Below are 13,863 nucleotides of genomic sequence, written 5' to 3'. Positions count from 1 at the left end.
GTTCGCTGTCAATGCCGTGCCGGGGCAAAATCCCCCGGCCAAATCTCTTGCGCAATGCCTAGGCTCTCCCGCATGAGCCGGTAGCCGACGTGGCCTTGGGGAAAGGGATACAAGTGGCAGCCCCGCCAGGCATCGCGAAACTCCTCCAGGAGCCGCAGCGGCACCACCCGATCGTAGATCCCTCCCAAGAGGAGCACCTCTTCGGGCTTGAGGTGTGGCCGGGCAAGGCTCGGGCAGACGAGCCGCAGATGGGGTGCGGCCGCCTCGGCGGAAATCCCCAGCCGCTCGAGAGTCCGACGGATGCCGCGGCCGCTTGGAGATTCCCACATCGCATGCTCGATCCGGAAAATCGGCTCCAGGAGCATGAGCCTGTCGAAGACCCGCTCGACGCAGGCCGCCTCGGCCAATACCCAGCCTCCATAGCTGATTCCCCATCCCCCTACGAGCCGGGTGCCCTGCGCGCGTAGCCAGCGAACGAAGACCCGCAGCTCGAGCACCCCTTGGCGCAAGGTCTCGGCGGTGTGCACCAGGTCGGCAGTCACGCACATTTCGCCGGGGAAAAGGCCGAAGGGGCGCCGGGCGTAGTGATAGGGCAGATGCATGAAGGCCGCGTTCCAGCCGAGAGCACCCAGCCGGCCCGCCCAGTACCGGTAGCCGACATCGCTCACCGACATCAGGCCGTGCGCGAGGATCATAGTGGGGCCGCTCCAGCCTTCCGGACCCAGCCAGAAATCGAAGACGGCCGTCCGGTTGCGCCGTTCCGGTCCGGGCGACAAGGGACTCGGGAAGCGGATGCGGAGCCCGTTGCCGCGCTTGGCGACCGAAAGAGCAGGGGAGCAGCCGGAGGGAAGCGCGTAATATTGGTCCAGGGAGGCGCCGCGCCAGGATTCGACGTACGCTTCCAGCCGCTGCCGGAATGTCGGTTCCGGCCGGTGCCGGGCTTGGAGAAGGGAGATCCAGGCAAAGCTCGCCTCGTCGACACACCGCGCCCAGCGCCGATGGAGGAGCGAGAGCCAACCGGCGGCAAAGGCCGCTCTGCCGTTGGCTTTCACCGTCGCCTCCGGCTTTGCGGCTCTCGTCTCCTCGATCGACCGGCCGCCGTTTCCGACAGGCCGTCTGCCTCCCGGCCGATCATTGCAGCTGCGAAGCGGGAGTCGGCTCGAGAATCGACACCCGGATACCCTGGGCTTCCATCAGCTGCTCGCACCTCGGTCCAAACCGCTCCTTCCATTCAGGGCTCCCGTAGACCGCTTGGCAGATCCGCTCCCGCTCCTTCTCATCCGCAAAGGCGCGGATCCAGACGTAACGGCCGGAATCTCCGGAGACCGTGAAGGAGCCCACGACCCTTACCCCCTTGCTCGCCTGGAAGGGCAGAAGCTCCTCATCCAGGAACCGCACGAACTCCTCCAGGCATCCAGGCTTGATGGCATACTCCCGCAACTCGTAGATCATCGAGCGATGCTAAAGGCTTCCCCGCGTGAATGCAATCGGGCCTCATCGATCGCCCCTCATCCTTTCTCCTTGCCTTTCACCGCGCCCGAGAGAGTTTTTCCATTGAAAACCAACCCATGAACTACGAAGAATTTCTTAAGACGTGCGACGACCCCGCAGGCGGTGTCCCCTCCGGTCTGCGTCCTGCTCTGGCAGCTCTCTGGTACGAGCGGGCGGGACAGTGGGACCGAGCCCACCGGATCGTTCAGGCCGAGGGCGATGCTTCTGCGGCCTGGGTTCATGCCTATCTCCATCGCCGGGAAGGCGACTTGGGCAACGCCCGGTACTGGTATGCGCGGGCGGGAAAGCCGGAAAGCCGTGCTCCGCTCGAGCGGGAGTGGCAGGAGATCGTCCGTTCCCTCTTGGGCGATCCCGCCTGAGTCTCTTCGGGATGCCATGCGGAGCTCGACCCGGAGCCTCACTCCCTAGAGGGGCGAGCTTTCCGGGTTCTCGGCGGGCCGGGGCCGGTCGCCCTCCTCGTTCCGGCAAGCCCAGAGCACCGCTTTTTTCTCCTGGCGGCAACGGAGTCGGTTGATTAGTTTAGCCTGTGCCTTCCCTGGGGCTTTTCCAATCCGTCCGGCTGAGCCAGTCTCTCTCGCCGCAGATGCAGCAGTCGCTGGCTCTGCTGCAGGCCCCCGCCGTGGAGCTTCGCTCGGTGATCGCGCAGGAGCTCTTGAACAATCCCGTGCTGGAGGAGGAGGTGGAAACGGCCGCGCCGGAAGAGGGGCGGGAGAGCTCGCTCGAAGCCCTAGCCGAGGTCGAGGAGTCGTGGCGGGACTACCTCGGTCCTACGGAGACCAAGATCGCGGTTTCCGACGATTCCGAAGAAAAACACCAGTACTTCTTCGACTCGCAGGCGGTCCCCGAGACGCTGCGCGACTTCCTGGCGCGCCAGCTCACGGCCTCGACGGACGATCCGGAGCTGGTCCGCGCAGGAATCGAAATCATCGGCAATCTTGATGACCGGGGATACCTGCGGACCGACCTGGAGGAGGTGGCCGGCCTTGCCGGAGTTCCTCAGGAGAAAGCCGAAGAGGCTCTCCGATTGGTGCAGAGCTTCGATCCGGCGGGTGTGGCCGCCCGCAGCCTAAAGGAGTGCCTCCTGCTCCAGCTCCGCCGCCTCGGAAAGGAAGAGGAGGTGGAGGGGAAAATCGTGGAGTGCCACCTCGAGCTCCTTGCGCGGAAGAAATTCTCCGAGCTTGCGAAGCTCCTCCGCGTCTCCGTCCCCCGCATCACGACCGCCGCCAACCTCATCCGGACGCTCCAACCGAATCCGGGCGGGAGCTTCCGCCGAACCGAGAGGGAGGCGGTCATCGAGGTCGATCTGCGCGTCGAAAAGGTCGACGGCACGTGGACGGTTATCGCCAACGAGGCGGCCGTTCCCCGTCTACGGATCAACGGAGCGTACAAAGATCTGCTCCATGCCAGCGGGCAGGATCCGAGCCTGCGGAACTACCTTAGAGAGAAGATTCAATCCGGCCGATTCCTCCTGAAATGCCTACGCCTGCGCCAGCAGACGCTCTCCGAGGTGGCTTCTGCGGTAGTCGCCTGCCAAACGGAATTTTTCGACCACGGCTTGAGCCGCCTCCGGCCGCTCACCATGAGCGAGATCGCCCGCCGCATAGGCATTCACGAGACGACGGTCAGCCGCGCGATCGCCAACAAATACATCGAAACCCCTCATGGAGTCTTCGAGCTCAAGTACTTCTTCCGCCCAGGCTACCAGACGGCCAAGGGCGACCGCCTCTCCAACCAGACCATCAAGGCGGCGATCGAGGAGATGGTGCGCAAAGAGGACCCGAGGAATCCCCTGTCGGACCAGGACATTGTCGAAGCCTTCCGGCAGAAGGGGATCGTGCTCGCCCGCCGGACGGTGGCCAAGTACCGGACCGCGCTCAAGATCCTTCCTTCCCACCTCCGGAAGTCGGCGGCCTGAACCTGCTCCCCGGAGTCGGCCGGGGGTTTTCTGTGGGGCTACGCTCTCGCCCAAGCCGGCAGGTCTCGGAACAGAGGGCGGATACCGAGCCGGTCGATTCGGCTCTCCAGCCGATTCGGGATATAGACGAGCGGCTTCCGCAAAGCCTTGCCGGCGGCGTAAACGGTGCTGACCCGGATCTGCTGGAGTTCCGAGAGGAGCCGGTGAACCTCTTCGGTCACCCCGAGCTTCTTCCATTCCTGGGAAATCTTGGCAGTCATCCAGCAGGCCAAAAAGCAGATCCGAACGCGGCTGCGGATCCGATCCGGCTGCCAGTCCCGGAGGGGAAGGCCGGCAAGCGAACTTTTGAAATCGGAAAAGGCCGATTCGAGGAAGACAAGGCCTTGGTGATGACGGAGCACCGTTTCGGGAGCCGCCGTTTCGGCGGGGAGGTTAGTCTCTAAAAGAAGAGACCAGCCGTCGAGCGATGCTTCCTCCCGGATCGCCTCCTCGTTGCGTTTCCAAAAGAAGCTTCCCTTTTCATCGATCCCGTAGAGGAAGTATTGATGAGCTTTGAGCCGCTCCAGCGCGGGCCGGACCCGTCTCCCGAGGTCGACAACGTTGAGGTTCTCGGGAAGCGCCGCCGCCAGCGCCGTAAGCTCTCTTTCCCCCCGCGCTATCCTTCTCCTTCTCCGATCCGCATCCCGCGACGCCTGTTCTTTCCCTCCGGCGATCACATACCGCACTCCGTCCCGCTCCATCTCCCAAAGGCGTGTCTTCTCCGCAGGCTCCGGTCGGGCGTCCTGCGGACGGCCCTTCAGCAGCTCCTGCAGCTTTCCTCGGCTCGCCCGAGTCACGTAGGGGAGCTTGCGGCCTCGCAGCCGCTTCGGGTTCCACCGGCCCTTGAGCCCGGCGGGGAAGACGAAGGCTGCCTCTCGGATCCCGAGCCTGCGCCGCAGACTGACCAGGAGCCCGGTCAACGTCGCACTGTCCGACCGGCTCCCCCGAAGCACTTCCCCATGAACCGGAACGCCTTCCGGATCGATGGCCACCGCCAAGAGCACACCCCGGCGCTCGCCCCGGTAGGCGCTGCCGTAGTCGTCCATCAGCGCATCGTCATCGAAATCGATCCGCGTCAGGTCGTAGAGCACAAGACTCACCCCTCCAGGAGCGGCCTGCCGGTACAGCTCGCGCTCGATTCGGCTCCAGCGCCCGTCCAGCGCAGCCATCGCTGCGTGGAGATCCTCTTCGCTGAAGGTTTCGTCCGGTTCCAAGCCGCAAGAGCAGGCGAGCAAGCACTGCGCCGCTTGCTCCCGAAGCGCCGGCTGCGAACGAGGGGAAAGGATCCGGCTGAAGACCATCGCCCGCAGAAGCTTCCTCTGCCTTTCCCCGGGAATCGGTGCGAAAAGCCTCTCCGCTGCCAACCGATCCCATGCGTCCCGCAAAACCGCCAAGCCCCCGCAGTCCAGCGCCGGGGAGACTGCCAAATCCGGCAGGGAGACCATCTCTTTTCCTTCGACGGCGGCGATGATGGCCGCTTGCAGTTCCGGCGGCAGCCGGTTCAAATGCAGGATCGTCCGAGCTCGCGGCCCCTTCGGGGTGCGAACGGACTCCTGCAGAAGAACCGACTCGTAGACCTTGCCGTTCCGTATGCTCCGAACGCGATGAATGTACATCCCGGCTTAGCCTAACTACGCCGGTTCGCCGCCGATCAATAAGAAAGTAGCCGAAGAGTGTTCAGATTCCGGTTGTAGACCTTTTGCTCCTTTCTCTTCTTCTCTTGCCTTGCGCAAGCTTTCCTCCGGAAGCTCGCTTACCCTCCCTTGTAGGAGGCGATGGCCGAGCCCAAGAGTCCCAGCCCGAAAAGCATCACCACGGCGATCCATCCCCAGGGCCAGACGCTGCGCAAGAGTGCCCGGCGCCAGCGGCCCCGCATCCATACCAGCGTGCCCAGGAAGACCAGGAACCAGGCGATGAAGAGGCGGCCGATGAAGTATCCGATGAGGTAGGCGGTCATGGGTTCCTTTTATAGGACGAAAGCCGAACACGCAATCGGCTGCGATGCGCTATCGCCGGGGTTCTGCCCCCAGCTCATGGCATTCCTCATCCGGAGAGTGGGCGGACGCCCAAGGCTACCGGAAAGAGCCGATCCGTTCTGCCGTTTAGGAGGATCGAAGGAGAGTGTCCGGGGCGGCCGATCGCTCCGGCGCCAAATCGGTGCGAGGCCGGCGGCCGATCCGTCGCGTGGGTGGTGTGGGCGCTCCTGGGGGGCAGGGAAGCGCTCTTCGAACTTATTTTAGCTTTTCGAGATTGCGGAGCTGCTCGACCGGCCCATGTTTGGGGGAAGGTCTTGTAAGTCGTTGCGAGACAGTACCCGTCATTTCCAATTGGCACTACAGGGGCTATTTTTGCCCTTTGCGGTCGGCTACGGCTCCCGGGCAGAGATGCGTAAGGCGGAGAGGATTTGCCGGGCCTGATGATTCCCGGCGGTGACCCCGCGACGTTTTTCGCTTCCGAAGGAGAAATCCACCAGATGGATGGTTCGGAGGGCAGCCCAAGCTTGCTCGCTGGAGAAGGGTAGATTGGCCGCCTTGAGCTTCTTCTCCAGGAGCCGGTCGAGCAGGAAGGCCAAGGCGGCGACGAAGACGTGCGCCCGCACCCGTTTGGGATTGTGGTGGTAGATCGGACGAAGCTCCAGGACGTCCTTGAGCTTCCGGAAGGCTCTTTCCACCTCGGAGAGCTCCTTGTAGGCCCGGACCGCCTCGAGCGGGGAGAGATCCTTTTCCTCGGTGAGGATCACGTACTTCCCCTCCAGAAGCTTTTCGGTCTCCACCGGCTCTTCGGACACTTGGAGCTTGCCTGCCCGCAGACTCCAGCGGAAGTAGCGGTGGCCGCGATGGAGAGAGGATTCGGGCGACGGAGCTGCCGATCTCTTCCCGATTCCGAAGCTCTCCTTTTTCGATACGCTTGGCGAGTTTGCCCAACTCTTCCCGGGTCTTCGTGACATCCCTCTCCCGCATGGCCTGCTCGTAGGCCAGCCGCTCGGCGCTTTCGACCACGAAGATCCGCTGCCCGGGAAGCGCTCCCTCGACTTCGCAGACCCGATCCTTTTCCTCCGGAGAGCAGGGCTGCCAGGAACCGCTCTGGGCCTTGCGGACATACTCCAAGACCTCCGGGCTCCTTCGTCGGCGTAAGCCGAACAAAAACCCATGCCCCTGGCTCCACAGGAAGCCCAAGTTGGCCGTGCTCACCATCCCCCGGTCCCCGACGAAGACGATCCGACGCAACCCGAAGCGTTTCTCCAAATCGGCGACGATCGGCAGAACTGTTTCCGAATCGTGCCGATTGCCCCGGAAGACATGGTGGGCAATCGGCCAGCCATTGGCCATGACGACCCCCAAGAGGATCTGCCGGTTTCCCTCCCGCTGATCCCGGCTGTAGCCGTATTGAGCCAAACCCTCGGGGCCTTCCCCCTTCGAAATAGGAGGAAGTCAAATCATAGAAGACCATCTCGGGCTTAAGAGAAAAGAGATCCCGCAGCCGGGCAAAGAGCCCTTCCTAGGGTCCGCTCCTTCCGCCCTATGAGCTCGTCAAGGGTCCGGTACCACGGCCAAAGGAAGCGGTGGTCGACCCGAACTCGGCCATTCTGCTTCCAGACCGGCCGGATCCGCTCTCCTCTCCCGTCGGGAACGTAGTCGGTCTCCAGCCACTGGGCCAAGGCGTGTTCGCTCCCCGGGGACAAGAGCCGGTTGACCACAAGGACGAACGCCCGTTCCGCAAGGGACAGTCCTTTGCCTTTCCCCCCTCTTCTCCTCCAAGAGCTCTTCCATACCCAGCTCCTTCCAGAGATGTCTGGCGACAAGCGTTGGACCCCAAACTGTGGATTCCTGAGGCTCAAGCGCTCTCCGAGAAGCCGGCGCGCTCCGCCCGAGCAACTCCGCGAGCCGATCCAAGTGGGGTGCCAAGAGATCCTTGCGGCCAAGAGTCGCGACAATCCGCTGCTTGACCTGTCCCTTTTCCCGGTAGCTTTCCACCAAGCGGACATACTCCGCCTCGCTCCCGTCCTTCCGACGCAACCGCAGGGTGCGCAGAAACATGAAATAGCATTACCGGTCGTCACCGTGAATCGCAAGCACAAAAGGCCACTTTCATGCGGCCAAGTTGTTCACAGTGTGGCACTACATTTTTGCAAAATTTCCTTCCCCAACCCTGGAGCCGTCGTCAAAAAGGCCGCTTTTCACCAAACATGGGCCGGGAAGAGCTCCTTCGGGCTAAGAAGGCCGCCGAGGAGTTCGGGCGGAGGCAAGCGGCCGAATGATCGAACCTTGAAGTTTGCTGACCTATTTGTCAGGTCCCGCATGATTGCGTACTGCTTTTTGGAAGAGATGCGGATGGGATTGTTGCCATGTTTTTAGGGCCTGAAGTGGGGTTTGGTGATTGAGCGATTTTTGAGGGTGGTGTTCGTTGTAGAGCCAGGCGTAGCGGTGGAGCGTGGTTTTCAGGTCGAGGGAGCTTTGGAAGTGATGAGTACGGAGGATCTGCGCCAGTCTTCCGTTGAAGCGCTCCACCATGCCATTGGTGCGAGGCGACTTTGGCTTGGTCAGGCGGTGCTCGATTCCCAATGCTTGGCAGAGCGCGTCGAACTCATGGGCTCCGGTAGCATCCTTGGCTGCTTGGCCGAAGACGCGATCGGTGAACTCCTTGCCGTTATCGGTGAGGATGGTTCGGATTTTCACGGGTGCCGCCTTGGCCAGCGCCTGGAGAAAGCTGCGGGCGGCCGCTGGGGTCTTTGCACGCTTGACCGCCAAGAAGACCCAACGGGTGGCTCGATCGATGGCGACGAAGACATAACGGCGAGACGTCTCGTCGGCCATCTGGGGCAGGTATTTGAGGTCCACATGAAAGTAGCCCGGCAGGTAAACTTTAAAGGGTTGAGTGGGATTGGCCGGTTTTTCCGGTTGAGGCAGCCGGGAGTGGCCTCGGCGCCGCAGGAGCCGGCCCAAGGCCGAGCGGGTCATGGAGGGTTCGATAAATTCGCGGATGACGGCCAGCAGATCGTCCAGCGGCAGCCGGAGCTGCGTGCGCAAGTAGATCACCAGCTCTTCCTGTCCCGGATTGAGTGTCGTCGGAAGATGATGCGGGGTGTGGCTGGCATCCTCGACAAAATCCCGCTTCCGCCACCGACGAATCGTCTCCCGAGTCACGCGAAACTGCCTCGCCAACTCGTAATCGCTGCCCTTCGCCCGTTGAATCGCCGTGCGGATCGCCGGCGTAGTCGTCGCATTTTTGTGCAGGGTGATTCTCATATCTTTACCTCGGCTTTCCAGCTTGCCACAACCTCCCGAAGCACCGCACGCCCGATCAGCAACGGACGGCGATTTTCTAGAAGGTAATCATGCGAACCCCAACACCTATTTCCAAGGGCGTGGCTGCACCGTCAACATCCCGGCACCGCCGCTGCCCGCTCCTCCTGCGGCTGTTGATCGCCGCGTTTTGGGGCTTTTGGACCTTCTCGGGCCCCCGGGCAGCTCTACCAGTCGGAAGTCCTGCCCGCCGAAGAAAGCCCCGCACCCCAAGCCGCGCCGGCAGCGAGCGCGCCCAATGCGGCGGCCCAGAACGGCGCCACGGCCGCCGCCTGCAACCCATGCCCTCCCGCTCCCGCCCCTGCCAGCCAGGCCGCCCGTGGCGCATCATCGTCTGAGCAAGCTCCTCCGGAAAACAAATCCAACGAACCGGCCGACGCCGATCTTCCCAACGTCAAGAAAGCTCCCTGGTTTACCGAGAAAGACCTAAGAAACCCGGAGAGCGAACTTGCCGCCCAGCTTGCGGTTCAATACCGAATCGCTCCGAACCCGAATCGCTCCGAACCCGAGCTGGCAATCCGGTAGGCGGCAAGGCCCCGCTTCCTTCTACTACTCCTTCCCCGACAGGCCCAACTGGGCGCTCCGGATGGGTGATCCCACCCCGACGCCCGCATTCAGCCAAAGGGCGTCCCCTCCCGCCGGCCCAAGCCCGCAATGGGACATCGCCTTCGTAGCCAAGCCTACCGCGGAGCCGAACCAGCCAGTCGGCCAAGCCCCGGCCGCCGGGCGCGATGCCGAAGCCCATGCCGATGCCGCCACGAATCCGCCGCAGCCGCCCCTTTCGGTTCCCGCGGAGGCGCGGAGCGAGCCCGCCCCCTCCGAGATCTCCGGACCTTCAAGACCGCCGGACACCGCCGGTCTGGCCTCCCAGGCCCGCGAGTTCATCGGCGGTTTCGCTCACGGTGTGGGGGACGAACTTAAAGATACGGCGGCTAGCATCGCCCAACTCTCCACAATCGCCCAGAAGATCGCCACCGACGCCCACTATCGCCAGCAGGCTTGGCAAGCGGCCTGGAACGGCGCACGCGCGGCGGTCCAGTTTGCCAAGACGGCGGTAACGCATCCCGGTGAGGCGGCCCATCAGATCGCCAGCACGGCCGGCGCGGCATGGAATGCGTTTCAGGATGACTACCAGCGCGAGGGTGCCGCTGCTCTCGGTCGGGCCTTCGGCCATGCCGTGGTGATCGCCGCCACCTCCTTCATCCCCGGCGGAGGCGAAGCGGCCGCCGCCGCCAAGGCGATCCGAGCGGCCGAAGGCCTTGGAAAGGCGGCCATCGCTGCCGAAGAGTTGGCCAAGGCGGCGACTACAGAAAATCTGATCAAGGCCAACGCGGAGTTACTTGCTAAACGATATCATTGGGCACGTCCCGATACCCTTTATGACCACTGGGTGGACCACGGAGCGGACTTTGGAGCAAAGAGCCCTGAGGAGTATGCCAGGATGGCGCAGCAGTTCTTCCACCGCTCGCAAGTCGAAGGGCTGCCGAGCAAGATCGACAAGAAGGGTGTGATCCGGGTCTACGATCCCGCCAGCAACACTTTTGGCGCCTATAACGCAGATGGAACGACTAAGACATTCTACAAGCCGCGAGCGCGCCGGGCCTATTTTGATCGACAGGACGGAGTGTCTCCGGTAACTGTAGGAGGGCCTTGAGATGCCTTACATGTGTCCAGTATGCGGTTTTCCGGATTTGTACGAGCCGCCTCGCACCGAGGGGTGTGGCGGATCATATGAAATATGCCCGTGCTGCGGATTTCAATTTGGGGTCACGGATGATGATCTAGAGATTAGTTACGAGCAGTGGCGCCAGCAGTGGATCGAGGGCGGGATGGTGTGGTGGAGTCCGAGCCGGAAGCCTCCTCCTGGCTGGGATCCGGTCGAGCAGCTCCGTAACCTCTCGAAAGGAAAATAGAGTTGCTGATTGACTCCTCCCTGCGGCGTTTGGCGTCCGCGCGGCCTCTGGATGAGGAGGGTCAGCCAGGACCCGACCCGTCACCGCAGCGATGGTGCCCTGCCGCCGATAACCGAACTTCCTTCGCCTCGGCCTCGGCTCCTCCAAGGCCGCTGACCAAAGCCGTCCACCCTCCACGGCAGCCGCCCAAGAAAGTTTCCGCGCCGGCCCAGGCCTCTCTGTCCGCCGAGGACAAGAAGCTTAATCGCGCTCACCAAGAAGCTGGCCCGGCAAAAGATGGAGCCGAAGGAGCTGCTCGAACAGGAGCGCCGGCTCCATCGGCGGCTTCGTGAGAAAGAGCGCGCCCGGCAAGCCGAGAGGAAGGCCACCGAGAAGGCGCTTCGGGAAGAGCTCCTTCGGGCTAAGAAGGCCGCCGAGGAGTTCGGGCGGAGGCAAGCGGCCGAATGATCGAACCTTGAAGTTTGCTGACCTATTTCCAAGGGCGTGGCTGCACCGTCAACATCCCGGCACCGCCGCTGCCCGCTCCTCCTGCGGCTGTTGATCGCCGCGTTTTGGGGCTTTTGGACCTTCTCGGCCCCCGGGCAGCTCTACCAGTCGGAAGTCCTGCCCGCCGAAGGAAAGCCCCGCACCCCAAGCCGCGCCGGCAGCGAGCGCGCCCAATGCGGCGGCCCAGAACGGCGCCACGGCCGCCGCCTGCAACGCATGCCCTCCCGCTCCCGCCCCTGCCAACCAGGCCGCCCCGCAAGCGGCCGGCGGCGCATCTTCGGCCGCGCAAGCTCCTCCGGAAAACAAATCCAACGAACCGGCCGACGCCGATCTTCCCAACGTCAAGAAAGCTCCCTGGTTTACCGAGAAAGACCTAAGAAACCCGGAGAGCGAACTCGCCGCCCAGCTTGCGGTTCAATACGGAATCACTCCGAACCCGAGCTCACAATCCGGCTCGAACACGCCAGCGGCGTCCGCTCATGTGGCCAAACCGATGTCGGTGGCCAACGCACCCATTGTCCAGACGCTGGATAAGGAGTTGAATTTGCAAGATAATGGCTTCGACCCCGAAACTCAAGGGCTCTGCTTTACGGATTGGGATGCGACCCTCGCCGACTCGAGCATAGACCTGGGCCCTGGGTTCTTTATGGCCAACTTTCCTTCGCTTGACAATGCCACAAAGTTAGACCAGACTAGAATATCTCCAATGGGTCAGGCCATGCTGGATGAAGATCTCCACAGACTAAATCCATATTTCGTCGAAGTCCCGGAAATAGAACGATGAGCGGGGATACCTTTATCATCCCTGCGTCCCCGGCCATCGATCCGTATAACCCGCCTAGTATACTGAACGAGCGTCCTGTGAACTATGTGTCTGGTCACATCGGATTCGTGAAATTTGATCCCGCGACAAACGACTGGGTGGCCGTCTCCACCAATGTGGACGGCAGTCCCCTATGGAACGTCATGCCGCTTTCCGAGATGCATACCCACGGACCGATGCGCTTGTTTCACTGGAACGGCCCCGTTCCTTATCCTCCAAAACCATGAAGACAAAACTCGACTTCCGCTTGGTCCCGACTTTCTTCCGGTTTAAGTTATTAAAAAGCACAGTCTTATTTAGCGGTCTTCTGCTAGTCGCTGGCCCCCTCTCCGCTGACGTCTTGTTTTCTCCCGTCTCTCGCCCCGCTGACATTAGCGCCGCCGACTGGGAACGGCTCTTTAGAGGAACGCCGCAAATCATTACCGCACACCTTGTCACAACAAAGGGAGTAAGCTGCTATGAGTTTCGAAACTGGGATCCGAGTCCGGAAGTCCGCGGGATGGGGGGTGCCGCAACCTACGTTCAAGTAAAAGACGGGCATGTCACCGTCCCCTGGCGTTTCCAACCCTTTGGAACGATCGACCCTCCATGGGCTTCCCTCGGCTTGACTGAGCGGGAGGCGGTCGAGATGGTAAAGCAAAGCGCAGAAAAAGAGATACAAGTCGTTGGGTTTGAGAACTTACGCGACCATATTCGGAGGGCATACGAGGCGTCGGCCAAGCTGCCAGGACACTCCTTCGATATTCAAAACTATTATCCAGAGAGCATAGAAGCAGAAAAGGAGCTTGGGCTCCTTCCTCCGGACTTTGTTCCGCCGCCACTCTCGGAGAAGGATCAGCACTTTCTTAAGGTTATGCTCGGCCAAGAGAAGGTGAAGCCCCGTTTTACCAAGGAGCAGAACGACGCGATTACCCGGAAGCTGGGCGAACTCGTCCGCGCCAATGCCCTAGGGGACAAGAAGGCGATGGACAAGGCCAATCGGGAGCTCGACGAGATCTTTCACCCTGAGCTTTTTCACCCCAAGCCGTCGGAGCAAAGCGCGCCCCCGGCCGAGCAACGCTAACAACAGACAGCGGATGGCCCCCTGCACTCGCAGCGAGCACTCAGGAGGGCGCTTAAACCGCCGATTTCCACGGATGGGAAAGGAAGAATCTTGATCCGCTTACCAAGAGGCATACTGACGGACCGATCCGCTTTTTCCGCTGGATCGGCCCCATTCAGCCCAATTCAAGCCCATGAAACGAAATCTCACCATCCAAAACATGCGGCTTGCTCCCATCCCGTTTCCGATGCGCCACGGCCGCTACGCCTCCCGCTCCTTCGGGCTACCTTCCTTCTCGTGCTGATCCCTGTGCCGCTCTTTACCGCCAAGCCCGCGCATCCCTGCGCCCGAGCATCTCCGCGAGCCGATCCAAGTGGGGGGGCCAAGAGATCCTTGCGGCCAAGAGTCGCGACGATCCGCTGCTTGACCCGTCCCTTTTCCCGGTAGCTTTCGACCAAGCGGACCTACTCCGCCTCGCTCCCGTCCTCCGACGCAACCGCAGGGTGCGCAAAAACAGGAAATAGCATTACAGTGCAGCATCGTGATGCGCAAGAGCAAAAGGCTAATTGCATGCGATAAAGTTGTTCACAGTGTGGCACTACATTTTGGCAAACTTTCGTTCCCTAACCCTGGAGCCGTCGTCCAAAAGGCCGCTTTTCACCAAACATGGGCCGCGTTATAGGAGCCAAAAGTGTTCGTGGCCGGATCGTAGATTCGAATCACCCCTTTCGAATCGACCTTGGTCGGCAGCCCTTCGGCTTGCGCGCGCCGCAAGAACTCCTGTGCCATCCTGGCATAGCTTGCCGGGCCCGTTGCCCCAAGGTCCTTTC

15 protein-coding genes and 1 pseudogene are annotated in these 13,863 nt (G+C 62.0%); 6 read left to right on the top strand and 10 right to left on the bottom strand.

Features of this window, described 5'->3' with window-relative positions; genetic code table 11:
- Positions 1-8: 8 nt before the first annotated feature.
- Positions 9-1,052 (bottom strand): alpha/beta hydrolase, encoded by a 1,044-nt coding sequence (locus MTHMO_RS05715; protein ID WP_202213927.1) that lies wholly within the window; start codon positions 1,050-1,052, stop codon positions 9-11.
- Between the two features lie 79 nt (positions 1,053-1,131).
- The gene (locus MTHMO_RS05710) at positions 1,132-1,452 is read right to left on the bottom strand and encodes an NIPSNAP family protein (protein WP_202213926.1); all 321 of its coding nucleotides are present in this window, start codon (positions 1,450-1,452) and stop codon (positions 1,132-1,134) included.
- 116 nt (positions 1,453-1,568) lie between these two features.
- Between MTHMO_RS05710 and MTHMO_RS05705 the strand changes: the two genes are divergently transcribed.
- Both MTHMO_RS05705 and rpoN read left to right on the top strand, forming a co-directional pair.
- Positions 1,569-1,871 carry a hypothetical protein gene (locus MTHMO_RS05705; RefSeq protein ID WP_202213925.1) on the top strand — a complete coding sequence of 101 codons (303 nt, stop codon included), beginning with the start codon at positions 1,569-1,571 and terminating at the stop codon, positions 1,869-1,871.
- A 167-nt stretch (positions 1,872-2,038) separates the two neighbouring features.
- On the top strand, positions 2,039-3,427 hold the full coding sequence (gene rpoN, locus MTHMO_RS05700; RefSeq protein WP_202213924.1) for an RNA polymerase factor sigma-54: 1,389 nt from the start codon (positions 2,039-2,041) through the stop codon (positions 3,425-3,427).
- Between the two features lie 38 nt (positions 3,428-3,465).
- Here rpoN and MTHMO_RS05695 read toward each other — a convergent pair whose 3' ends face one another.
- From MTHMO_RS05695 to MTHMO_RS05675, 7 genes and pseudogenes are all read right to left on the bottom strand, one after another.
- Complete coding sequence (locus tag MTHMO_RS05695) at positions 3,466-5,082, bottom strand: hypothetical protein (protein ID WP_202213923.1); 1,617 nt, start codon at positions 5,080-5,082, stop codon at positions 3,466-3,468.
- 137 nt (positions 5,083-5,219) lie between these two features.
- Positions 5,220-5,423 carry a hypothetical protein gene (locus MTHMO_RS05690; RefSeq protein WP_202213922.1) on the bottom strand — a complete coding sequence of 68 codons (204 nt, stop codon included), beginning with the start codon at positions 5,421-5,423 and terminating at the stop codon, positions 5,220-5,222.
- Positions 5,424-5,831: 408 nt separating this feature from the next.
- A complete protein-coding gene (locus tag MTHMO_RS10930) occupies positions 5,832-6,413 on the bottom strand; it encodes an IS1634 family transposase (protein WP_237394795.1) in 582 nt (193 codons plus the stop codon).
- Positions 6,414-6,441: 28 nt separating this feature from the next.
- Positions 6,442-6,807 (bottom strand): annotated as a pseudogene (locus MTHMO_RS10925) (hypothetical protein); the annotation flags it as partial.
- Positions 6,808-6,996: 189 nt separating this feature from the next.
- Positions 6,997-7,503, bottom strand: coding sequence for a hypothetical protein (locus MTHMO_RS10920; protein WP_237394794.1), 507 nt, complete (start codon positions 7,501-7,503; stop codon positions 6,997-6,999).
- Between the two features lie 243 nt (positions 7,504-7,746).
- Complete coding sequence (locus MTHMO_RS05680; protein ID WP_202213921.1) at positions 7,747-8,712, bottom strand: IS481 family transposase; 966 nt, start codon at positions 8,710-8,712, stop codon at positions 7,747-7,749.
- Between the two features lie 224 nt (positions 8,713-8,936).
- Positions 8,937-9,167 carry a hypothetical protein gene (locus MTHMO_RS05675; protein ID WP_202213920.1) on the bottom strand — a complete coding sequence of 77 codons (231 nt, stop codon included), beginning with the start codon at positions 9,165-9,167 and terminating at the stop codon, positions 8,937-8,939.
- Between the two features lie 188 nt (positions 9,168-9,355).
- On the opposite strand from MTHMO_RS05675, the gene MTHMO_RS05670 reads away from it, so the two are divergent.
- The 4 genes from MTHMO_RS05670 (at position 9,356) to MTHMO_RS05655 (ending at position 13,054) form a co-directional block, all read left to right on the top strand.
- Positions 9,356-10,423 carry a hypothetical protein gene (locus MTHMO_RS05670; RefSeq protein WP_202213919.1) on the top strand — a complete coding sequence of 356 codons (1,068 nt, stop codon included), beginning with the start codon at positions 9,356-9,358 and terminating at the stop codon, positions 10,421-10,423.
- Between the two features lie 535 nt (positions 10,424-10,958).
- Complete coding sequence (locus tag MTHMO_RS05665; protein ID WP_202213918.1) at positions 10,959-11,129, top strand: hypothetical protein; 171 nt, start codon at positions 10,959-10,961, stop codon at positions 11,127-11,129.
- Positions 11,130-11,661: 532 nt separating this feature from the next.
- Positions 11,662-11,952, top strand: a complete 291-nt coding sequence (locus tag MTHMO_RS05660) for a hypothetical protein (RefSeq protein WP_202213917.1) — start codon at positions 11,662-11,664, stop codon at positions 11,950-11,952.
- A gap of 262 nt (positions 11,953-12,214) precedes the next feature.
- Entirely contained in the window at positions 12,215-13,054 is an 840-nt protein-coding gene (locus MTHMO_RS05655) for a hypothetical protein (protein ID WP_202213916.1), read from the top strand.
- 636 nt (positions 13,055-13,690) lie between these two features.
- Here the strand turns inward: MTHMO_RS05655 and MTHMO_RS11115 are convergent.
- A complete protein-coding gene (locus MTHMO_RS11115; protein WP_255535352.1) occupies positions 13,691-13,822 on the bottom strand; it encodes a hypothetical protein in 132 nt (43 codons plus the stop codon).
- Positions 13,823-13,863: the final 41 nt, after the last annotated feature.

The organism is Methylacidimicrobium sp. AP8 (assembly GCF_903064525.1).
Lineage (GTDB): Bacteria > Verrucomicrobiota > Verrucomicrobiia > Methylacidiphilales > Methylacidiphilaceae > Methylacidimicrobium.
Note: the sequence above shows the minus strand (reverse complement) of the source record. Positions and strands in the feature narration are given on the sequence as shown.

Coding starts and splice junctions, on each gene's coding strand:
- MTHMO_RS10930 (WP_237394795.1), bottom strand. CDS start 6,413: ATGTCACGAAGACCCGGGAAGAGTTGGGCAAACTCGCCAAGCGTATCG.
- MTHMO_RS05710 (WP_202213926.1), bottom strand. CDS start 1,452: ATGATCTACGAGTTGCGGGAGTATGCCATCAAGCCTGGATGCCTGGAG.
- MTHMO_RS10920 (WP_237394794.1), bottom strand. CDS start 7,503: ATGTTTCTGCGCACCCTGCGGTTGCGTCGGAAGGACGGGAGCGAGGCG.
- MTHMO_RS05705 (WP_202213925.1), top strand. CDS start 1,569: ATGAACTACGAAGAATTTCTTAAGACGTGCGACGACCCCGCAGGCGGT.
- MTHMO_RS05655 (WP_202213916.1), top strand. CDS start 12,215: ATGAAGACAAAACTCGACTTCCGCTTGGTCCCGACTTTCTTCCGGTTT.
- MTHMO_RS05665 (WP_202213918.1), top strand. CDS start 10,959: ATGGAGCCGAAGGAGCTGCTCGAACAGGAGCGCCGGCTCCATCGGCGG.
- MTHMO_RS05670 (WP_202213919.1), top strand. CDS start 9,356: ATGGGTGATCCCACCCCGACGCCCGCATTCAGCCAAAGGGCGTCCCCT.
- MTHMO_RS11115 (WP_255535352.1), bottom strand. CDS start 13,822: ATGGCACAGGAGTTCTTGCGGCGCGCGCAAGCCGAAGGGCTGCCGACC.
- MTHMO_RS05690 (WP_202213922.1), bottom strand. CDS start 5,423: ATGACCGCCTACCTCATCGGATACTTCATCGGCCGCCTCTTCATCGCC.
- MTHMO_RS05695 (WP_202213923.1), bottom strand. CDS start 5,082: ATGTACATTCATCGCGTTCGGAGCATACGGAACGGCAAGGTCTACGAG.
- MTHMO_RS05680 (WP_202213921.1), bottom strand. CDS start 8,712: ATGAGAATCACCCTGCACAAAAATGCGACGACTACGCCGGCGATCCGC.
- MTHMO_RS05660 (WP_202213917.1), top strand. CDS start 11,662: ATGTCGGTGGCCAACGCACCCATTGTCCAGACGCTGGATAAGGAGTTG.